The 20,406-nt window shown below is 69.5% G+C and carries 21 protein-coding genes; 19 read left to right on the plus strand and 2 right to left on the minus strand.

What is annotated here, in order from left to right:
* The 5 genes from AC30N0_RS06885 to AC30N0_RS06905 all read left to right on the plus strand — a co-directional run.
* Positions 1-249, plus strand: a 249-nt coding sequence (locus AC30N0_RS06885; protein WP_489517183.1) for a type II secretion system F family protein, incomplete at its 5' end; no start/stop codon positions are given.
* A 9-nt stretch (positions 250-258) separates the two neighbouring features.
* Positions 259-1,104, plus strand: coding sequence for a prepilin peptidase (locus AC30N0_RS06890; RefSeq protein ID WP_489517184.1), 846 nt, complete (start codon positions 259-261; stop codon positions 1,102-1,104).
* Between the two features lie 20 nt (positions 1,105-1,124).
* Positions 1,125-1,736 (plus strand): dephospho-CoA kinase, encoded by a 612-nt coding sequence (gene coaE, locus AC30N0_RS06895; RefSeq protein ID WP_489517185.1) that lies wholly within the window; start codon positions 1,125-1,127, stop codon positions 1,734-1,736.
* A 102-nt stretch (positions 1,737-1,838) separates the two neighbouring features.
* Positions 1,839-2,594 (plus strand): cell division protein ZapD, encoded by a 756-nt coding sequence (zapD, locus tag AC30N0_RS06900; protein ID WP_489517186.1) that lies wholly within the window; start codon positions 1,839-1,841, stop codon positions 2,592-2,594.
* 10 nt (positions 2,595-2,604) lie between these two features.
* The gene (locus AC30N0_RS06905; protein WP_489517187.1) at positions 2,605-2,820 is read left to right on the plus strand and encodes a DNA gyrase inhibitor YacG; all 216 of its coding nucleotides are present in this window, start codon (positions 2,605-2,607) and stop codon (positions 2,818-2,820) included.
* 10 nt (positions 2,821-2,830) lie between these two features.
* Here AC30N0_RS06905 and AC30N0_RS06910 read toward each other — a convergent pair whose 3' ends face one another.
* Both AC30N0_RS06910 and tagH read right to left on the minus strand, forming a co-directional pair.
* On the minus strand, positions 2,831-3,580 hold the full coding sequence (locus AC30N0_RS06910; protein WP_489517188.1) for a PP2C family protein-serine/threonine phosphatase: 750 nt from the start codon (positions 3,578-3,580) through the stop codon (positions 2,831-2,833).
* Between the two features lie 55 nt (positions 3,581-3,635).
* Entirely contained in the window at positions 3,636-5,096 is a 1,461-nt protein-coding gene (gene tagH / locus AC30N0_RS06915; protein WP_489517189.1) for a type VI secretion system-associated FHA domain protein TagH, read from the minus strand.
* 243 nt (positions 5,097-5,339) lie between these two features.
* Between tagH and AC30N0_RS06920 the strand changes: the two genes are divergently transcribed.
* The 14 genes from AC30N0_RS06920 to tssH all read left to right on the plus strand — a co-directional run bounded on the left by AC30N0_RS06920 (position 5,340) and on the right by tssH (position 20,375).
* Positions 5,340-6,050, plus strand: a complete 711-nt coding sequence (locus AC30N0_RS06920; RefSeq protein WP_489517190.1) for a response regulator transcription factor — start codon at positions 5,340-5,342, stop codon at positions 6,048-6,050.
* Positions 6,051-6,069: 19 nt separating this feature from the next.
* A complete protein-coding gene (locus tag AC30N0_RS06925; protein WP_489517191.1) occupies positions 6,070-7,845 on the plus strand; it encodes a hybrid sensor histidine kinase/response regulator in 1,776 nt (591 codons plus the stop codon).
* Between the two features lie 121 nt (positions 7,846-7,966).
* Positions 7,967-8,974: a type VI secretion system protein TssA gene (gene tssA / locus AC30N0_RS06930; RefSeq protein ID WP_489517192.1), complete on the plus strand. Its 1,008-nt coding sequence runs from the start codon at positions 7,967-7,969 to the stop codon at positions 8,972-8,974.
* 30 nt (positions 8,975-9,004) lie between these two features.
* Positions 9,005-9,508, plus strand: a complete 504-nt coding sequence (gene tssB, locus AC30N0_RS06935; protein ID WP_489517193.1) for a type VI secretion system contractile sheath small subunit — start codon at positions 9,005-9,007, stop codon at positions 9,506-9,508.
* A 26-nt stretch (positions 9,509-9,534) separates the two neighbouring features.
* Positions 9,535-11,028, plus strand: a complete 1,494-nt coding sequence (gene tssC, locus AC30N0_RS06940; protein ID WP_489517194.1) for a type VI secretion system contractile sheath large subunit — start codon at positions 9,535-9,537, stop codon at positions 11,026-11,028.
* 50 nt (positions 11,029-11,078) lie between these two features.
* A complete protein-coding gene (locus AC30N0_RS06945) occupies positions 11,079-11,555 on the plus strand; it encodes an Hcp family type VI secretion system effector (protein WP_489517195.1) in 477 nt (158 codons plus the stop codon).
* Between the two features lie 54 nt (positions 11,556-11,609).
* Positions 11,610-12,122 carry a hypothetical protein gene (locus AC30N0_RS06950; RefSeq protein ID WP_489517196.1) on the plus strand — a complete coding sequence of 171 codons (513 nt, stop codon included), beginning with the start codon at positions 11,610-11,612 and terminating at the stop codon, positions 12,120-12,122.
* A gap of 1 nt (position 12,123) precedes the next feature.
* On the plus strand, positions 12,124-12,633 hold the full coding sequence (locus tag AC30N0_RS06955; protein WP_489517197.1) for an Hcp family type VI secretion system effector: 510 nt from the start codon (positions 12,124-12,126) through the stop codon (positions 12,631-12,633).
* Between the two features lie 18 nt (positions 12,634-12,651).
* Positions 12,652-13,272, plus strand: coding sequence for a hypothetical protein (locus AC30N0_RS06960; protein ID WP_489517198.1), 621 nt, complete (start codon positions 12,652-12,654; stop codon positions 13,270-13,272).
* Positions 13,273-13,281: 9 nt separating this feature from the next.
* A complete protein-coding gene (locus tag AC30N0_RS06965) occupies positions 13,282-14,115 on the plus strand; it encodes a type VI secretion system accessory protein TagJ (protein ID WP_489517199.1) in 834 nt (277 codons plus the stop codon).
* Between the two features lie 14 nt (positions 14,116-14,129).
* Entirely contained in the window at positions 14,130-14,639 is a 510-nt protein-coding gene (tssE, locus tag AC30N0_RS06970; RefSeq protein WP_489517200.1) for a type VI secretion system baseplate subunit TssE, read from the plus strand.
* 6 nt (positions 14,640-14,645) lie between these two features.
* Positions 14,646-16,523, plus strand: a complete 1,878-nt coding sequence (gene tssF / locus AC30N0_RS06975; protein WP_489517201.1) for a type VI secretion system baseplate subunit TssF — start codon at positions 14,646-14,648, stop codon at positions 16,521-16,523.
* A 14-nt stretch (positions 16,524-16,537) separates the two neighbouring features.
* The gene (gene tssG / locus AC30N0_RS06980) at positions 16,538-17,605 is read left to right on the plus strand and encodes a type VI secretion system baseplate subunit TssG (RefSeq protein WP_489517202.1); all 1,068 of its coding nucleotides are present in this window, start codon (positions 16,538-16,540) and stop codon (positions 17,603-17,605) included.
* Positions 17,606-17,618: 13 nt separating this feature from the next.
* Complete coding sequence (tssH, locus tag AC30N0_RS06985) at positions 17,619-20,375, plus strand: type VI secretion system ATPase TssH (protein WP_489517203.1); 2,757 nt, start codon at positions 17,619-17,621, stop codon at positions 20,373-20,375.
* Positions 20,376-20,406 lie beyond the last annotated feature (31 nt).

Below are 20,406 nucleotides of genomic sequence, written 5' to 3' on the forward strand. Positions count from 1 at the left end.
ACCTCCATGCAGGCCACGGGCGTGTTCCCGGTCATGGTGCTCCAGATGTGCGCCATTGGCGAGGAGTCCGGCTCGCTCGACGCCATGCTGGGCAAGGCCGCCGAGTTCTACGAGGACGAGGTCGACGAGGCCGTGAAAGGCCTGTCGAGCCTGATGGAGCCCTTCATCATCGTCATCCTCGGCACGCTGATTGGCGGCATCGTCGTCTCGATGTACCTGCCCATCTTCAAGCTCGGCCAGGTGGTCTGACCGGTACCGATGCCTTACGCGGAGGTTCTCCTCTCGCCCCTGGTCCTGGCCCTGTTCGGGCTGTGCATCGGCAGCTTCCTCAACGTCGTGATCCACCGGCTGCCGCTCAGTTTGGAGCATGGCTGGAAGCAGGAGAGCGCCGATCTGCTCGGCGTCGCCCACGAGGCGGCGCCGGCTGTCACTCTATCGAGCCCGCGCTCGCGCTGCCCGTCGTGCGGCCATCCGATCGCCTGGTACGAGAACATCCCGGTCGCGAGCTGGCTCTGGCTGCGCGGGCGCTGCTCGGCCTGCAAGACCCGGATTTCCGCGCGCTACCCGCTCGTCGAGCTCACGACGGGCGCGCTCTTTGCGCTCGTCGGCTGGCGCTTCGGTGCCGAGCCGGTGGCGCTGGCCTGGTGCTTCTTCTGTGCGGCGCTGGTCGCCCTCGCCGGCATCGACTGGGACACGACCCTGCTCCCCGACAACATCACCCTGCCCCTGCTCTGGGCCGGGATCGTCGTCGCCGCCCTTGGCTGGACCCTGCCGCTGCAGGAATCGATCTGGGGCGCCGTCGCCGGCTACCTCTCGCTGTGGTCCGTGTACTGGCTGTTCAAGCTGGCCACCGGCAAGGAAGGCATGGGCTTCGGCGACTTCAAGCTGCTGGCGGCGCTGGGCGCCTGGCTGGGCTGGAAAATGATCCTACCCATCGTCCTCGGCGCCTCGATCATCGGTGCCATCGTCGGTATCGTCATGAAACTCTCCTCTTCCCTTCGCGAAGGCCGCTACGTGCCGTTCGGTCCCTTCCTGGCCGGAGCCGGCCTCCTCGTCCTCTTCGCCGGCCGGCCGCGCGTGCTGAGCTGGCTCGGCTGGGCCTGAGCGCGGGCGAGGCGCGTCCGATGACGCCGCTGCGCATCGGCCTGACCGGCGGGATCGGCAGCGGCAAGAGCGCCGTGGCCAGCCTTCTCGTCGCCCGCGGCGCGACCCTGCTCGACACCGACCGGATCGCTCGCGAGCTGACGCTGCCCGGCGGTGCGGCCATCGAGGCCATCCGCGCCGCGTTCGGCGATATCTTCATCGGCGGCGACGGCGGGCTCGACCGGCCGCGCATGCGCGAGGCGGCGTTCGCCGATGCCGGCCGGAAGCACCGGCTCGAGGCCATCCTGCATCCGCTCATCGGCAGCGAGGTCGAACGCCTCGCCGCGGCGAGCGCTGCCGCGACGAGAGCCCTGGTGTTCGACGTCCCGCTGCTGGTCGAGTCGGGGCGCTGGCGGGCACGCGTCGACCGCGTCTGGCTGGTCGATTGCTCCGAGCGCATGCAGGTGCAAAGGGTCGTGGCCCGCTCGGGCTGGAGCGAGGAAGCCGCGCGCTCCGTGATCGCGCAGCAGGCCACCCGAGCGGCGAGGCGTGCCGCGGCCGACGCCGTGATTCACAACGACGGCATCACCCTGGCCGAACTCGAGCGCGAAGTGCAGTCCCTGTGGGAGGCCACGATCGGCATCGGGCCATGACCTCGCCGCCCTGGCGCGGCGAGTCGCTATGGAACAATTGCCTCCGCCGCCGGCCGTGCGCCGGCCCGTCGCATGCGCGGCACACCGGCCCGGTCCCTTGCCTTGATCCTTTACGAGTATCCATTCAACGAGAGCATCCGGACCATGCTCCGGCTCGAGCACCTGTTCGACCGCCTCGGCCAGCTCATCGCCCGCGACGCCGCCGTCGACCACCACTACGCTCTCGCCACGATCTTCGAGATCATGGACGTCGGCTCGCGCGCCGACCTGAAGTCCGACCTGCTCAAGGAACTCGAGAAGCATCGCCTTCAGCTCGTCGGCTACCGCGGCAACCCGTCGATCGCCGAGGCCGTCCTCGATGACGTGATCGGCCGCCTCGACGGCGCCTTCGCGCGCCTGAACCAGGTCGCCGGCAAGGCCGGCGTGGCCCTGACGAGCAACGAATGGCTGATGAGCATCCGCAGCCGCATCAGCATCCCGGGCGGCACCTGCGAGTTCGACCTGCCGGCCTACTACGCCTGGCAGAAGCTCGAGCCCGTGCGGAGGCGAAACGACCTCCTGAACTGGGTCGGCTCGCTCATGCCGCTGGCCGAAGCGCTGCAGGTGCTCCTGGGGCTGCTGCGCGACTCCGGCACGCCGCACAAGGTCGCCGCCGTCGGCGGCCAGTACTCGCAGAGCCTGCCGGCCGGCCGGGTCTACCAGCTGATGCGGGTGCGCCTCGACGAGACCCTGCAGCTGGTGCCCGAGATCAGCGGCCACCGGCTGATGGTGCTCATCCGCCTGATGCGACAGGATCCCGAGGGCCGACTCAGGCCGACCACCGGCGACACCACCTTCGAGCTCACTCTCTGCGCCTGAGGGGCGGGCGATGACGGATCCCGACGCCCGGCCCGAGGTGCCGCACCGCATCGTCCGCTGCCCGCGCTGCGGCGGTGCCAGCTTGTACGCTGCCTCGAATCCGTCACGGCCGTTCTGCAGCGAGCGTTGCCGCAGCGCCGACTTCGGCGCCTGGGCCAGCGAGAGCTACCGGGTCGCGCCGCCGGTGAAGGCCGACGAGGACGATGACCGGCCGCCGGACGAATAAGGTCGTCGCATCACCGGACCCAGGCCGTCAGCGCGGTGAAGTTGTCGTGCCGGGGCTTCCTCACCGCCGCGGCCAGGACGCGCTGCTCCAGGGTGTGCAGCCAGGCCAGCGGGCCGGCCGCCAGGCTCAGCGAAGCCTCGAGCTGTGCGTCCTCGACGTACTCCCACAACCCATCGGTGCAGAGCAGGAAGACGTCGCCGGGCGCGAGGCGCCAGGCCTCGCTCGTCACCGCGATCTGCAGGTCGTCTTCGTCGACGCCGAGGGCCGACAGCAACTCGCTTCGCTGCGGGTGCGAGCGCATCTCCTCGGGCGCCAGCATGCCGCCGTCGACCAGCGACTGCACCAGACTGTGGTCGCGGGTTCGTGCCGTGATCGTGCCGCCGCGAAACGCGTAGAGCCGCGAATCGCCGCTGTGCCCCCACAGGCCCGCGCCGCGCTCGAGGTCCACCGTCAGGGCGACGACGGTGCTGTACATGTTCTGTTGCGCCGTGCCGTCGGCGCGGTGCTGGATGATGGCCCCGTTGGTGGCTGTGATCAGCTCGTGGATCAGCGACGCGGATGCAGCAGGCGCCACGGCGAACCGGCCGAGGATGCCGGCCACGGCCAGCTTGGACGCCTTGTCGCCGCCGCCGTGGCCGCCGGCACCGTCGGCCACGACGCAGCACAGGTACGACCCGCCATCCCAGTGGCCGCAGGCGTCCTCGTTGTGCTTGCGGCCGCCCCGCCGCGTCATCGTCGCCACCTCCACCTGGATCGTCATGTCCCGACCTTCGCGCCGCTGAATCCGGTGTTCCCCGGGGCAACCGCACCCTGGCTCATCGCCGCTCCTTCGCGAGCTCGGCGATGTGTTCCTCGTAGGCACGCAGGAACGCCCTGCCGAAGAGCTCGTGGAAGTCGTCGGAAGCCTCAGCCGCGATCTGCGCGTACATCTCGTTGAAGAGGTCCCACATCCGCGCCTTGCGGGCCGCTGGCATGAGCGACTCGACGAGGGACTTCTGTGTCAGCTTGGCCTCCAGCACCGCGGGATCGAAGCGCGTGAAGATGCCCTCCAGCGCCGCGCGCATGCCGGCGAGGGTGGCGAACTGATGCGCGCGCAGGTCTTCGTAGGCGTCGCGCATCGCATGGTCGCCCGGCATGAAACCGCGCTCCGGTGCGCCGAGCAGATGGGCCAGCGCCACATCCGCCGAGGACGAGAACTTGAGCGGGTTGTTCTCGCGCGCGACGATCATCGTCATCTCGGCCCGGATCTCTCGCTTCAGGGCGGCGCGCGCCGCCAGCAGGTCGATCGTTCCACGCGTCGCCTCGCGGAGCAGCCGGCCCAGCAACCCGAGCAGGACCGGCGTCAGCTGCAAGGCTTCGGGCGGAAGGCCCTGCGCGCCCAGCCCTTCCCGCCAGGCCCGCGCCAGTGCCTGCACATCGGCGCTCGCCGTCACGCTGCCGGCGGGCGGCGGTCCGGCTCCGAGGTCACCCGCCGGCGGCCGGGCCCACGCCGCCGGCGCTGGGGCGGAGGGCGGGTCAGACTGACGTGCAGGCGGCCGGCCAGGGGCGACGATCGTGGTGCCGTCGTCGAAGACATCGGCGGCCGGCGCCGCGGCGGCCGCCGATCGCGCCGGACCGACGAGCGTCAGGCTCTCGCCAAGGGGCAGCTTCCAGGACAGCACCGACCCGGCAGGCGCGACATCGCGATCGCTCGATGCCATCGCTGGAGCCGCCGCCGGCACTGCAGCCGGCGGCACGACCGGCGCCGACGCCGATGGGCCCCATGCCCCCAGGGGATCGGCGGCCGGAGCGGCTGAGAGACCGAACAGCGAATCGAGCGAGCCGTCGCCCGCGGTCGCCTCGAAGCCTTGCGGCACCGGAACGGGCTGCGGCGCGGCCGGGGCCGCGCGTGCTGCAGGTGCTGCCGGTGCCGCGCCGGGCTCGTCGATGGCGAACGGATCCCAATCCGGGGGAATCGCGCTCGACGCCGCGGCGGCGACGCGAAGCACGTAGGCACCGATCCGGAGTTCGTCGTCGACGCCGAGCCGCGCCCGGCCGCCGGTTTCGAGCGGCTGCCCGTTCAGGCCGATCGGATTGCCGCCGCGGTTGACGATGGCGAACTCGCCGCGCCCCTGGTGAACGACCTCGGCATGGACGCGCGAGACGGTGCGCTCGGGGTCCGGCAGGATCAGCCGGTTGATGTCGGCTCGACCGATGCTGCCCCCGGCCTCGTCGAAACGGGCCGCCAGCGGCTCGACCGGAGCGCCGCGGTACGACAGCGCGCTGATGCTGATCATGGCAGCCACATCGGCCGGGATTCTGCACCGCGCGTCGGCCGTGATGGCCAAATAATTCTCAGCGGCCGATTCGTCTCGAGACGCCGCTTTGCGGTGCTGTCAGGACTGCGTATAGTCCCGCCGATCGCCTGCCGTGCCGCTCGCGAGACGCCTCGACATGGCGCAATTCGACTCCGGATTCCGTGATTGGATGGATGCTGGCCTCGGGCCGGGCACCTTCAAGCTTCAATGATCGGACACAGCATGAGCATGATTGCACCCGTTCAGCCGGCTCGACGAGCGCCAGCCACCGACAGCCTCGCCAAGCCGGCGGGCCAGGGGACCCGGGTGCAGGCAAAGGTGCTGCTCGTCGACGATCACGACCTCATGCGGATGGGCGTGAAGGCCCTCTTGGGCGACGAAGGGCTGGCCATCGAATGGCTCGAGGCCGCCTCGCTGGCAGACGCACTCGAGCTCTACGAGCGCCATCCCGATATCGCCTTGGTCCTGCTCGACCTGAACCTGGCCGATTGCAAGGGACTGCACGGCCTGCGGCTGTTGCTCGGCAAGCAGCCGCACGCGCGCGTGATCATCCTCAGCGGCACCGGCGATGACTTTGTCGTCCGCCAGGCGCGGGCCATGGGCGCGGCCGGCTACCTGCACAAGGCCGCCGCGCCCGGCACCACGCGCGAGACCTTCTTCGCTGCGCTCGATTCGCCACCCGCATCGCCTGGAACGCGCACGCCCGACGCAGCGCGTTTCCCGGCCAGCACCGCGCCGTCGCGCTACGACCTGGTGGCCGAGCTCGGCGCTCGCCACCTCGAGATCCTGGAGCTCGTGCTCTCGGGCTGCACGAACCAGGAAATCAGCAGCGCCACCAAGCTCTCGCTCGGAACGGTGAAGAACTACGTGTCGACGATCCTGCTCGCGCTCGACGTCCGCTCGCGCTCGCATCTGATCAGCCTGTTCCGCTGAACGCGGCGTTCGCCGTTTCGTGACGACGGTAGCGCTGCCGATCGAGACTGCAGCCGCGGTGCCCGACGGGTCGGCGCAACGCCGGCTCGAGCACACCGAACTCGTCGGTCTGTACAGGAACGCCAGCGAGGCGGCGGCCGGCGCCTTCGTCACTGCAGTCTGCCTGTGGGCCTTCTTCTACCGTCATGCGCCGTCGCCGCTGATCCTGGTCTGGGCCGTCGTCATCCATCTGACGCAGTTCGGCCGACTAATCCTTTTCGTCGCCTTCCGGCGCGACAGCGCCGGCGCCACGCCCGACGCAGTGTGGCGACGCCGCTACCACGTCGCCCTGTTCGCCGCGGCCCTGGCGTGGGGCGCCGCGCCGGTCCTCTTCCTGCCTGCGGAGGACCTCGCCTATGCCGCGCTGATGATGCTGGTGCTCATCGGCATGGCCGTGGGCGGCGTCTCGACGATCGCCACCGACCGGGTCTCGCTGTACCTGTGGCTGTTGCCGGTGCTGGCGCCGCTGCCTCTCGCCCTGCTCTGGCACTACAGCCCGTTCTACCTGGTGCTCGCGACGCTCGCGGTGGTGTTCGCCGCCGTCAACCTGCGCGCCGCACTGGCGCAGAACACCTTGCTGCGGTCGGCCCTGCGCGCCCAGCTGGAGAACGCGGCGCTGGTCGAGCGGCTGCACCGGCAAATGGAGCTCACCGCCCAGGCGAGCCGTGACAAGAGCCGGTTCCTCGCCTCGGCCAGCCACGACCTGCGCCAGCCGCTGCACGCGCTCAGCTTCTTCGGCGCCACGCTCGAACGACGAATGGCCGACTCGGTCGACGCGCCCATCATCCACAACATGATGCGGTCGATCGAGGCGCTCGACAAATCGTTCGGCGCCATCCTCGACATTTCCAAGCTCGATGCCGGCGCCGTCGAGCCGCACCTGCAGTCGTTCCCGATCCGGGAGGTGTTCCGCCGCCTGCAGATGAGCTTCTCGGGGCAGGCCGAGGAGGCCGGCCTGCAGCTGCGCTTTCATGCGGGCAGCAAGGTCGTGACGAGCGACCCGCAGCTGCTCGAGCGCATCCTCGGCAACCTGGTGCAGAACGCGCTGCGCTACAGCCGGCCCGGCGGCGGCGTGCTCGTGGCGGCGCGTCATCGGGCCAGCGGGGTCAGCATCGAGGTATGGGACAGCGGCATCGGCATCCCCGAATCCGAGCTGCCGAAGATCTTCGCCGAGTTCTATCAGGTGGCCAATCCCTCGCGCGACCGAGGCAAGGGCCTCGGCATGGGGCTGGCGATCGTGAAGCGCCTGACCGAGCTGCTCGGCCACGAGCTCACGGTGCGCTCGAAGCCGGGCACGGGGAGTGTCTTTCGGGTCTGGGTCGAGCGCTCGCTGCCGCAGGAGGTGGCCGAGTTCGCGATCGGCGCCGAGACGCTGCCGGGCGCGCTCGAGGAAAGCCGCGTCGCCCTGCTCATCGACGACGAGGAGGCGATCCGCACCAGCGTCGCCGAGCTGCTGACCGAGTGGCGCTACGAGGTCATTGCCGTGTCCACCACGGCCGAGGCGGTCGACGCGGCACGGCAGCGCCAGGGCGTCATCGACGTGATCATCAGCGACCTTCGCCTGCGTCACGGCGAAGACGGGCTGCGCGCGGTCGAGCAGGTGCGTGCCGCCTGTGCCTTCGACGTGCCGACCGTCATCGTCACCGGCGACACCGCCGCCGATCAGGTGCTGCGCGTGCACGAGAGCGGCCACATCGTCCTCTACAAGCCGGTCCAGCCGCGCGAGCTGCTCAACGTGCTGAAGCGGCTCGCCTGAGGAGCGGCGGCCCGGCCCGGAATGTGACTTTTGGCAGGTGTGAGGGCCCGGGGCGCTGCCTACATTGCAGGCCAGCCAAGATGCGCACGGTGCCCTCACCGCGCGCAGCGAACAGGGAGCCATGGTCCACATCGACGTCGAAGCGCTGCTCGCTCCCGTGACCGAGGCGTCGCCATGCGGCGACGACCTGGAGTACGACGCAGCGTTCCAGGCGCTCGAAGTCGCGGCCCGTGGCAAGCCGGAGCAGCAGTACGGCGACACCCTGATCCCGGCCCAGGACCCCGACTGGCGCGCGATGCAGGCGCAGGCCCTGGCCCTCGCCGAGCGCACCCGCGACCTGCGCGTGGCCGTGATGTTGCTGCGCGGCTCCACCCGGATGGACGGCGTGGCCGGCTTCGTGCCCGCGGTCCGCGTGCTGCACGGCCTGCTCGAGCGCTACTGGGACGGCGTCTATCCCTTGCTCGATGCGGCCGACAACAACGACCCGACCATGCGCCTGAACGCGCTGGCGCCGCTGGCCGACGTGGCCGGGGTGCTGGCCGACCTGCGCGCCGCCGCGATCGGCCCTCCCCGCAACGGGCTGACGGCGCGCAGCATCGAGCTGGCGCTCGGCAGAGGCGAAGCGCGTGCGGGCGAGGCCGTGATGAACGAAGCCAGCGCCGTGCAGGCCCTGGCCGATGCCGAGGCCGGCTCGGCCGGCCTGCTCGCCTCGCTCGTCAGCGCGCACGAGGCCGTCGTTGGCATCCAGGCCATCCTCGATGCCCGCGCCGGCGCGGCCAACGGCCCGGATCTGCGGCCGCGGCGCGTGCTGACGCAAGGGCTCGCGCAGGCAGCGGCCGCGGCCCAGGGCGGCGCGCCGGACAACCTCCCCGAGGCCGCTTCGCCGGCGGCCGCCCCGACCCCCGCAGACCGTTCGGCACCCGGCACCATCGCCAGCCGCGACGACGCCGTCAAGGCGCTCGACCGTGTCTGCGAGTGGCTCGAGCGCAGCGAGCCCAGCAACCCGGCGCCGCTGCTCATCCGGCGGGCCCAGCGGCTGATGAGCAAGAACTTCATCGACATCATCCGCGACCTCGCGCCCGACGGTCTCAAAGAGGTCGAGCGCATCGCAGGCGTCGAGGCTTCGTGATCCCCTTCCCATAGAACGAGGAGCAAGCACATGGCCACCAGCAGCCAGAAATTCATCGCCCGCAACCGGGCGCCGCGGGTCCAGATCGAGTACGACGTCGAGCTCTACGGTGCCGAGAAGAAGGTTCAGCTGCCGTTCGTCATGGGCGTGCTGTCCGACCTGTCGGGCAAGCCCTCGGAGCCGCTGCCCCCGGTGGCCGACCGCAAGTTCCTCGAGGTCGACGTCGACAACTTCGACTCGCGCATGAAGTCGATGAAGCCGCGCGTCGCCTTCCAGGTGCCCAACACGCTCACTGGCGAAGGCAACGTCGCCGTCGACATCACTTTCGAGAGCATGGACGACTTCTCCCCGGCAGCCATCGCCGGCAAGGTCGACGCGCTGAAGAAGCTGCTCGAAGCGCGCCAGCAGCTCTCCAACCTCATCACCTTCATGGACGGCAAGACCGGCGCCGAGGAGCTGATGGCGAAGGTGCTCGCCGATCCGGCGCTGCTCGGCAGCCTGGCCGCCGCCAAGAAGCCTGCCGACGCCGCCTGACCAACGCACTCGAGGAGACCAAGACCATGGCAGAAGCCGCATCGCAAGCATCGCCCCTGCAAGGCGTCGAGTACCAGGGTGGCGACTTCGCGTCGCTCCTGAACAAGGAATTCAAGCCGAAGACCGACGAGGCCAAGTCGGCGGTCGAGGCGGCTGTCCTGACACTGGCGCAGCAGGCGCTCGCGCAGACGAAGGTGATCGGCACCGACGTGATCGTCTCGATCGAGGCGATGGTCGCCGAGCTCGACAGGAAGCTCACCGAGCAGATCAATCTGATCCTGCACCACAACGACTTCCAGAAGCTCGAGAGCGCCTGGCGCGGCCTGCACTACCTCGTCAACAACACCGAGTCGGACGAGATGCTGAAGATCCGCGTCATGAACGTCTCGAAGACCGACCTGCACAAGACGCTGAAGCGCTACAAGGGAACGGCCTGGGACCAGAGCCCGGTCTTCAAGCGCGTCTACGAGGAGGAGTTCGGCCAGTTCGGCGGCGAGCCGTTCGGCTGCTTGGTGGGCGACTACTACTTCGACCAGAGCCCGCCGGACGTCGAGCTGCTGGGCGAGATGTCGAAGATCGCCGCTGCCGCGCACGCTCCCTTCATCACCGGCGGCAGCCCGACGCTGATGCAGATGGGCTCGTGGCAGGAGCTGGCCAACCCCCGGGACCTGACCAAGATCTTCCTGACGCCGGAGTACGCTGCCTGGCGTTCGCTGCGCGAGTCGGAAGACGCCCGCTACGTCGGCCTCGCGATGCCGCGCTTCCTCGCGCGCACGCCGTACGGCGCCAAGACCAACCCGGTCGAGGCCTTCAATTTCGAGGAAGACACCGGCAGCGCCGACCACAGCCGCTACGCCTGGGCCAACGCCGCCTTCGCGATGGCCGTCAACATCAACCGCTCGTTCAAGAGCTACGGCTGGTGCACGCGCATCCGCGGCATCGAGTCGGGGGGCTCCGTCGAGGGCCTGCCCACGCACACCTTCCCGACCGATGACGGCGGCGTCGACATGAAGTGCCCGACCGAGATCGCCATCAGCGACCGGCGCGAGGCCGAACTGGCCAAGAACGGCTTCATGCCGCTGGTGCATCGGAAGAACTCCGACTTCGCCGCGTTCATCGGCGCGCAGTCGCTGCAGAAGCCCTCGGAATACGACGACCCCGATGCGACGGCCAACGCCAACCTCGCTGCGCGCCTGCCGTACCTCTTCGCCTGCTGCCGCTTCGCCCATTACCTGAAGTGCATCGTGCGCGACAAGGTGGGCTCCTTCAAGGAGCGCGCCGACATGGAAAAGTGGCTGAACAAGTGGATCATGAACTACGTCGACGGCGATCCGGCCAACTCGTCGGAGTTCACGAAGTCGCAGAAGCCGCTCGCCGCTGCAGAGGTCACCGTGGAAGAGGTCGCCGGCAACCCCGGCTACTACACCAGCAAGTTCTTCCTCCGGCCGCACTACCAGCTCGAGGGCCTGAGCGTTTCCCTGCGCCTCGTTTCCAAGCTGCCCTCGCAAAAAGCCGCTTGATCCTGCCGGCGCAGCCGGCTCCGACCCATTGACTACCAGGAGTACCCACCATGAGCATCGACTGCAATCTGAAGCTGGACGGCGTAAAGGGCGAATCCGTGAACGCCAATCACAAGGACGAGATCGAGGTCATGGGCTGGAGCTGGGATGTCAGCCAGCCCTCCTCGGGCAGCGGTGGCGGCACCGGCAAGGGCAAGGCCGTGCCCGGCTCGTTCGTCTTCACGCACAACTACGACAAGGCGTCGCCGACGCTGGCTCAGAAGTGCGCCAAGGGCGAGCACTTCAAGGATGCGGTGATCACCGTCCGCAAGGCGGGCGGTGCCCAGGAGGACTTCCTGAAGGTGACGATGAAGGTCGTCTACATCACGTCGGTGGCCCCGGGTGCGACCTCGGGCGGCGACATCGTTGAGACGGTTCACATGGACTTCGATGACATCGAGTTCGCCTACAAGCCGCAGGATGAAAAGGGCGGCCTGGGCGGGGAGGTCAAGTTCGGCTGGAATCCCAAGAAGACCGAGGTCCGCTGAAACGCCGGGACGGCTGCAGTAGACGGCCTGTCTCGCTCTCGCGAAGGAACGCTCATGGCATTCACCGTAGATTTCACCGATCCCGCCACGGGGCACCCTCGCTACAACATCGACCAGACCCTGCGCAAGGGCAGCCGCGGAACCGATGCCCGGCTGCTGCAGGTACTGCTGAACCTGTTGTACTTCGACCTGGCGGCTCCCGCCTCGCGCTTCGGCTTCATCCCTCCCACCGAGCGCCTGGACGAGGACGGCGTCCTCGGCAGCCAGTCGGTGCTGCTCGCGAACCACTTCGCCAGCACCGCGACCTCGAGCGCCGGCATGGTCGATCTGCGCCAGCACCCCGAAGCCGGCGGCATCGATCCGATGAGAAAGCCGGGCGAACTGTCCACCCGGCTCAAGGTTCGCTACTACATCGATGCCCTGAACCTCGCCTGCAGCTCGTTCTCGGCTCAAACCAGCCACCCTCGCTACGCCCTGCTTCGATCCGATCCGACCGTTCCCGTCGAGCTCCGCAACGCCTTGAAAACGATCAAGGCGAAAGCCGACAAGTACAAGTTCGGCGGCTGACGTGGCGCCGCCGCTCCACTCGGGGAACGTCACCTCGGCCGATGCCTATCTTGCGGTTGTCGGCAAGAAGCAGGGAGCGGTGAAGGGCGAAGCCGTGGCGCCCGGCCACGTCGACGAGATCACCGTCATCGCTTGGCACTGGGGCGTCGCTTCGCCCACTTCGGTGGGAAGCGGCCAGGCCACCGGGCGGCGCGTCTACGAGACGCTCCGGATCGACAAGTACGTCGACGCGAGCAGCACCAAGCTCATGAACGCTCTCGCCGTGAACGAGGAGATCAAGAGCGCTACGCTCAGCCTGCGCAAAGCCGGCAGCGACGAGGATTTCTTCATCGTCGAGTTGAAGCAGGCGCGGATCGTGGGCTGCAAGGTCGATGCCGAGGCCGACGGCACGCTCAGCGAAACGGTGTCGATCTCCTATCAGGAGATCGAGATCACTTACCACCCGCAACAGGAGAGCGGACAGCGTGGCGGGTCGAGCTCGTTCAGCGACACGTTGAACGTCGGTGCGTGACCGGGGCCGCCCAGCGCGATGGCCAAGCGCCTGGTACTGCTCGACTTTCGCCTTGTCGGCACGATCTCAAGCGATGTCGGTAAGGTCATCCAGGTGAGCGCACGCACGCCCGTCAAGGAGGTGTTCGAGAAGGCCGCGGCGCACGCACGGTCCGTCGGCGGCGTCGACGACCTGCTGATCTGCTGCCACGGCTTCGAGGCCAACGGCCCGGTTGCCGGTGCCGACGTCTCGATCCAGACGCACGGGGGTCTCGGGCTGGAGATCGGCACCGAGAACCTGGACTTCAAGACCGTCGGAGTCACGACCGTGCTGAAGGGGCCGCCGCCCCTGGCCAAGCGCATCGTGGTCTTTTCATGCGGGGCTGCGCAGACGCATCCGCAACTGAAGAACCGCCACGGCGACGGGATGCGCCTCATGGGCGAGATGGCCCTGAACACCGGCGCCCGCGTCGTCGCCTCGAACGAGACCCAGATCTACACCCACTTCGAGACCCTGAAGCATTTCTTCTTCGGCGCCGGCACAGCCAACGACGACCGCATCGATTTCGGCGACTGGGAAGGCGACGTGTTCGAGTTCTCTCCCGACGACGGCATCGGGCGCAAGCTCAAGCCGGCGCAGCATCCGCACTTCGACTTCTGAAGGAACGCCATGCCATCCGAGGCCGAACAGATGATCGCTGCCGGCGAGCCCGCGCAGGCGCTTCAGCTGCTGCAGACGCAGGTGAAGAAGCAGCCGGCCGACGTCAAGCTGCGCATCTTCCTGTTCCAGCTCCTCTGTGTGCTCGGCCAGTGGCCGCGCGCCGCGACGCAGCTCGAGGTATGCGGCGAGCTCGACGCTCTGACGCTGGCGATGGTCAACACCTACCGCGAGGCGCTGAAGTGCGAGCTGGTGCGCGAGAAGGTGTTCGCCGGCACGACGACGCCGCTCGTGCTCGGCCGGCCGCAGGAATGGGTGGCTCGACTCGTCGAGGCGATGCAGGCCGGCGCGCGTGGCGAATCCGCCCTGGCCGCGCAACTGCGCGCCCAGGCGTTCGAGATGGCACCGGCCGCCGCAGGTTCGCTCAACGACGAGGCCTTCGAATGGGTCGCCGACGCCGACTCGCGCCTGGGCCCGGTGCTCGAGGTCATCGTCAACGGCCGCTATGCCTGGGTACCGTTCGCCAGCCTGAGCAAGCTCACGATCGAGGCACCGGAGGACCTGCGCGACTTCGTCTGGGCGCCGGCGCACCTCGAGTTTCCGAACGGGGGCGACTCGGTCGCCCTGGTGCCCGCGCGCTACCCGCTCGGCGCCGGTGCCGGCGGCGCCGAACAGCTCGCGCGGAGCACCGACTGGGAAGCGCTCGCCGATGGCCAGTACGCCGGCCGGGGCCAACGCGTGCTGGTCAGCTCGGCCGCCGAGACCGGGCTCCTCGCCGTGCGCGAGCTGGTGATGCATGGCGGCGACGTCGACGTCGCCGATGCGGCGGCCGGCGGCACGGCCTGACGGTCCCGCGCAGCATGGACGCGCGCGATCGACTCCAACCGGCGCTGCTCGACCGACTGACCGACGACCACCGCCTCGACGCCGCCGAGGTCGACGAGCGCCGCGTCATGACCAAGCAGCAGATCCGCAGCGCCGTGCTGCGCGACCTGTCGTGGCTGCTGAACTCGGTGCAGCCCTGGGGCAGGCTGGCGGAGCGCTACCCGCAGATCAAGCACTCGGTGCTGAACTACGGCCTGCCGCCGATGTCGGGCCAGCTCGCTTCGCGCATCGACGTGACCTTGCTCGAGCGCAGCATCCGCGACGCCATCGTGCAGTTCGAGCCGCGCATCCTTGCCGACTCGCTGGAGGTGCGGGCGATCGAGTTCGAGAGCGTGATGGCCACGCACAACATCATCGAGTTCGAGATCCGCGGCTTCCTGTGGGCGCAGCCGGTGCCGCTCGAGCTGCTGCTTCGCACGCAGCTCGATCTCGAGGCCGGGCAGGTCGAGGTGAAGGACGCGACCGGCGTGTCCGTCAAGTTCTGAGCCGCCATGGACCCGCGCCTCCTCCGCCTCTACTCCGACGAACTTTCGCACCTGCGCGAGATGGGCGCCGAGTTCGCACGCGAGTTTCCGCGTGTCGCCGCGCGCCTGTCGATGGATGGCGTCGAGGTCACCGACCCGTACGTCGAGCGCCTGCTCGAGGGCTTCGCCTTTCTCACGGCGCGCGTCCAGCTCAAGCTCGAGTCGGAGTTCCCGCGTCTCGTGCAGCACCTGCTCGAGGTCGTCTACCCGAACTTCCTGGCTCCGGTGCCGGCCATGATGATCGTGCAGCTGCAGCCCGATCCGGCCGACCCCAACCTCGCCGCCGGCGCCTGGGTGCGCCGCCAGAGTGCGCTGCGCAGCACGCTGGCGCGGGGCCAGAACACGCTGTGCGAGTTCCGCACCGCGCACGACGTCCGGCTGTGGCCCATCGAGGTCGCGGGCGCCCAGTTCTTCAGCTACGCGCCCGACTTGCCGCTGGCGCAGCTTCCCACCGGCGGCCGCGTTCGCGGTGGCTTGCGCATCCGCCTGCGCGCGCTGGGAGGCGCGACCTTCGACCAGTTGCCGATCGAGGACCTGCCGTTCGCCATCAGCGCGCCCGACGACATTGCCTTTCGCCTGCACGAACTGGCGTTCGGCAGCTGCATCGGCACCTGGCTGCGCGTCGACGACGCCGCGCCGCAGGCCGGCTGGCGCGGCGCGGCGAGCCTGGAGCCGGTCGGCTATGGCGAAGACGAAGCGCTGCTGCCGGCGACGCTGCGCGGCTTCAGCGGCTACCGCCTGCTGCAGGAGTACGCCGCCTTGCCGCAGCGCTTCCTCTCCTTCCGCATCGGCGACCTGGCCAGCCGGCTGGCGCGGGCGGCGAGCAGCGAGGTCGAGATCGTGCTGCTCTTCGGGCGCACCGACGCGACGCTCGAGTCGGTGGTCGACGCGACCTCGGTGGCCCTGTTCTGCACGCCGGCCATCAATCTCTTCAGCAAGCGCCTCGACCGCATCGCGCTCACCGGCTCGGCCTGGGAGCACCACGTCGTCCCCGACCGGACCAAGCCGATGGATTTCGAGGTGCACGCCATCGCGTCGGTCGTCGGCTACGGCACCGGCAACGTCGCCGAGCAGCGTTTCCTGCCTCTCTACAGCAGCGTGCGCACCGAGTCGTCGGCGCACCCCGCCTACTACACGTTGCGCCGCGAGCCGCGCGTGCTCTCTGCGCGGCAGAAGGACCAGGGGCCGCGCTCGTCGTATGTCGGCCAGGAGGCGTTCCTGTCGCTCGTCGACGCACGCCAGGCGCCCTATCGCGAGGACTTGCGCCAGCTCTCGGTGACCGCCTTCGTCACAAACCGCGACCTGCCGACCTTCCTGCCCACGGGCGGCTCCGGCGGCGCCGACCGCTGGCAGCTCGAGGCGCCCGGCACCCTGGCCCAGGTGCGCTGCCTGCGCGGGCCGACGCGGCCGCACATCCGCCAGCCGCGCGGTGACATCGGCTGGTCGCTCGTCAGCCACCTGTCGCTCAACTACCTGTCGTTCGCCGGCGAGGACCCGGCCCGTGCCGCAGCCGCGCTGCGCGGCATCCTGTCGCTGTACGGGCCGACCCAGGACGCGGCCTGGGACCGCCAGGTCGAAGGCGTGCAGAGCCTGAGCGCGCGCCAGGTCGTGCGCCGCCTGCCTTTCCCCGGCCCGCTCACCTTCGGCACCGGCATCGAGATCACCGCGCAGGTCGACGACCTCGCCTTCCAGGGCGCCAGCCCGTTCCTGCTCGGCTGCGTGCTCGAGCGCTTCTTCGCTCGGCATGCAGCCATCAACAGCTTCACCGAGACGGCGCTGCGCACGAGCACGCGCGGCGAGGTGATGCGCTGGCCGGTGCGCGCCGGAGACCAGGCGCTGCTGTGACCGCCGCCTCGGCCTTGACTGCCGACCGCGACCTCGCCGCCCTGTTCGAGCGGCTGGGCGCGGCGCCGCACGCGCACGACTTCTTCGCCACGCTGCGCCGCATCGACGCGCTCACGCCACAGGCGCCCCGCATGGGCCGGGCGCTCCGGCCGGCGCTGGAGCCGGTGCGCCTGGGCCAGGACGCCGAGCTGGATTTCGCACCGGCCTCGATCATGTCGTTCGGGGCGCAACGGCATGCGCCGCCGCGCCTCGGAGTCCGCTTCCTCGGCCTGTTCGGACCGCAGGGGCCGCTGCCGCTGCACCTCACCGAGTACACGCGAGAGCGCGAGCGCCACCACGCCGACTCGAGCCTGGCGCGCTTCGCCGACATCTTCCACCACCGCCTGCTGACCCTTTTCTACCGGGCCTGGGCCGAAGCGCAGCCGGCGGTGCACGCGGACCGGCCCGACGACGACCAGTTCGCCAAGTGGGTGGGCGCGCTAATCGGCATCGCGCCGGCGCCGATGCGCGAACGCGACACCGTGCCCGACGCTGCCAAGCGCTTCCACGCCGGCACCCTGTCGCGCGGCGTCAAGAACGGCGAAGGGCTCGAGAGCGTGTTGCGCGCCTTCCTCGAAGTCCCCGTCCGCGTCGAGTCGTTCGTCGGCCACTGGATGCAGCTGCGGCTGTCAGACCGAACCCGCCTCGGCGCCGGACGCGCCGCCGTGCCGAGCGCGCAGCTCGGCCGCAGCGCCGTTGCCGGCTCGAAGGTGTGGGACCGACAGTACAAGTTCCGCATCCACGTTGGCCCGCTCGACCGGGCCCAGTTCGAGGCCTTCCTGCCGGGCGGCAACGCGCTGGCTGCAGTGCGCGACACCGTGCGCCAGTTCGCGGGCTACGGCCGGCGCTGGGACCTGCGCGTGAGCCTGCGCGCCGGCGACGTGCCGCGCGCGCAGCTCCAGCCGCGCCTCGCTCCACCCGGCGCCGTCGGGACCCGCCTCGGCCTCAGCACCTGGCTCGGCGGCGCCCGCCGCGGCGGCCTGACGATCGATCGCAGCGACCTCCTGCTCCGGCCCGAGACCCTCGCCGCCACCTCTCATTGAAGAAGGATCCGCCATGACCGAGATCAGCCGCGCCGCCCTCTTCGGCAAGCTCAACCCGCTGGCCTACAAGGCCATCGAAGGCGCGACGGTGTTCTGCAAGCTGCGCGGCAACCCCTATGTCGAGCTTCAGCACTGGTTCGCGCAGCTCTTGCAGAACCAGGACAGCGACCTGCACCGCATCGTCAAGCACGCGGGCATGGACGCATCGATCCTCGCCGCCGACCTGCAGCAGTCGCTCGACCGCCTGCCGCGCGGCGCCTCCTCCGTCACCGATCTCTCGAGCTACGTCGAGAACGCTGTCGAGCGCGGCTGGGTCTTCGGCTCCCTGATGTTCGGCGACGACCGGGTGCGCACCGGCTACCTCGTCATCGGCCTGATGAAAACGAACTCGCTGCGCCACGCGTTGCTCTCGATCTCGAAGCAGTTCGAGCGGATCCGCCTCGACGAGCTGACCGAGAACTTCGCCGCGCTGATGGCCGGCTCGCCGGAAGATCACCAGCCGGCGAGCGCGAGCGGCGCAGCGCCCGGAGAAGCCAGCGACGCCATCGCGCCGGCGGCCATGGGCAAGCAGGAAGCGCTCAAGCGCTTTGCCATCGACCTCACCGAGCGGGCCAGGAAGGGCGAGCTCGACCCGGTGGCCGGGCGCGACGAGGAAATCCGCCAGATCGTCGACATCCTGATGCGCCGGCGCCAGAACAACCCGATCCTCACCGGCGAGGCCGGCGTCGGCAAGACGGCCGTGGTCGAGGGTTTCGCCTTGCGCCTGGCGCGCGGCGACGTGCCGCCGCAGCTGAAGGAGGTGTCGCTGCACGTGCTCGACATCGGCCTGCTCCAGGCCGGCGCCAGCATGAAGGGCGAGTTCGAGAACCGGCTGCGCCAGGTCATCGACGAAGTGCAGTCCTCGGCGAAGCCGATCATCCTGTTCATCGACGAGGCGCATACCCTCATCGGTGCCGGCGGCGCCGCCGGCACCGGCGATGCGGCCAACCTGCTCAAGCCGGCGCTGGCGCGCGGCAAGCTGCGCACCATCGCCGCGACCACCTGGGCCGAGTACAAGAAGTACTTCGAGAAGGATCCGGCACTCACGCGGCGCTTCCAGGTGATCCAGGTGGCCGAGCCGAGCGAGGAGAAGGCCGTGCTGATGCTGCGCGGCGTCGCCTCGGTGCTCGAAAAGCACCACCGCGTGCAGCTGCTGGACGAGGCGATCGAGGCGGCCGTGAAGCTCTCGCATCGCTACATTCCGGCGCGGCAACTGCCCGACAAGGCGGTCAGCGTCCTCGACACCGCGTGTGCCCGCGTCGCCGTGAGCCAGCACGCGACGCCGCCGGAACTCGAGGACGTGCAGCACCGCATCGAGGCGCTGGCGACCGAGCGCGAGATCATCGAGCGGGAGGCCAACGTGGGCATCGATGTCGGCGGCCGGCTGGAGCGCGTGGTCGGCGAGCTGGCGCAGGCCCGGCAGCGCGAGCTCGAGCTGCAGGCGCGCTATGACGAGGAGAAGAAGCTCGTCGACCGACTGCTCGAGATCCGCGCCCTGCTGCGGCGCGGCTTCAAAGCGGTCGAGGCGCAGGCAAGCGAGGCACCGGCGCGGGCTACGCCGCCTGCGGTGGCGGCGGATGCGCCGGCCGCCGCGCCGACGGCCTCGCTCAGCGAAGCCGAGAAGCCGGTCGGCGCCGAAGAACGCGCGGCCCTGCTCGACGAGCTGCACACGAAGCAGAGCGCCCTCACCGGCCTGCAGGGCGACACGCCGCTGGTGCTGCCGACCGTCGACGAATTCGCCGTCGGCAGCGTGGTCCAGGACTGGACCGGCATCCCGGTCGGCCGCATGGTCAAGAACGAGATCGAGACGGTGCTGCGGCTGGCCGACACGCTGAACCAGCGGGTCATCGGCCAGAAGCACGCCCTCGAAATGATCGCCAGCCGCATTCAGACCTCGCGCGCCAAGCTCGACAGCCCGGACAAGCCCATCGGCGTGTTCATGCTCTGCGGCACGTCCGGCGTCGGCAAGACGGAGACGGCGCTCGCCCTGGCCGAGTCGCTGTACGGCGGCGAGCAGAACATCATCACCATCAACATGAGCGAGTTCCAGGAGGCGCACACCGTGTCCACCCTGAAGGGCTCGCCGCCCGGCTACGTCGGCTACGGCGAAGGCGGCGTGCTGACCGAGGCGGTGCGCCGCCGCCCCTACAGCGTCGTGCTGCTCGACGAGGTCGAGAAGGCCCACCCCGACGTGCACGAGCTCTTCTTCCAGGTCTTCGACAAGGGCCGCATGGAAGACGGCGAGGGCCGCCTCATCGACTTCCGCAACACCGTGATCCTGCTGACCAGCAATGCCGGCAGCGAGCTGATCATGAACCTCTGCAAGGACCCGGACCTGATGCCGGAGCCCGAGGGCGTGGCCAAGGCGCTGCGCGAGCCGCTGCTGAAGATCTTCCCGGCGGCCCTGCTCGGCCGGCTGGTCGTCATTCCCTACTACCCGCTCAGCGAGGAGATGCTGCGCTCCATCATCCGCCTGCAGCTCGGCCGCATCCGCAAGCGCGTGCAGGCCAACCACGGCGTCCCCTTCACCTACGGCGACGACGTCGTGCAGCTCGTTCTCGGCCGCTGCAACGAGGTCGAGAGCGGCGGCCGAGTCATCGACGCCATCCTCACCAACACCGTGCTGCCGAAGATCAGCCGCGAGTACCTGACGCGGCTGTCCGAAGGCAAGACGATCCGCCGCGTCGGCCTGGGCGTCGAGGGTGGTGACTTCTCTTACGCCTTCGACTGAGGGCAGCCCTCCCGCGCCGTGACTTTGGTCG

This window comes from Rhizobacter sp., from assembly GCF_031412495.1.
GTDB lineage: Bacteria > Pseudomonadota > Gammaproteobacteria > Burkholderiales > Burkholderiaceae_C > Schlegelella_A.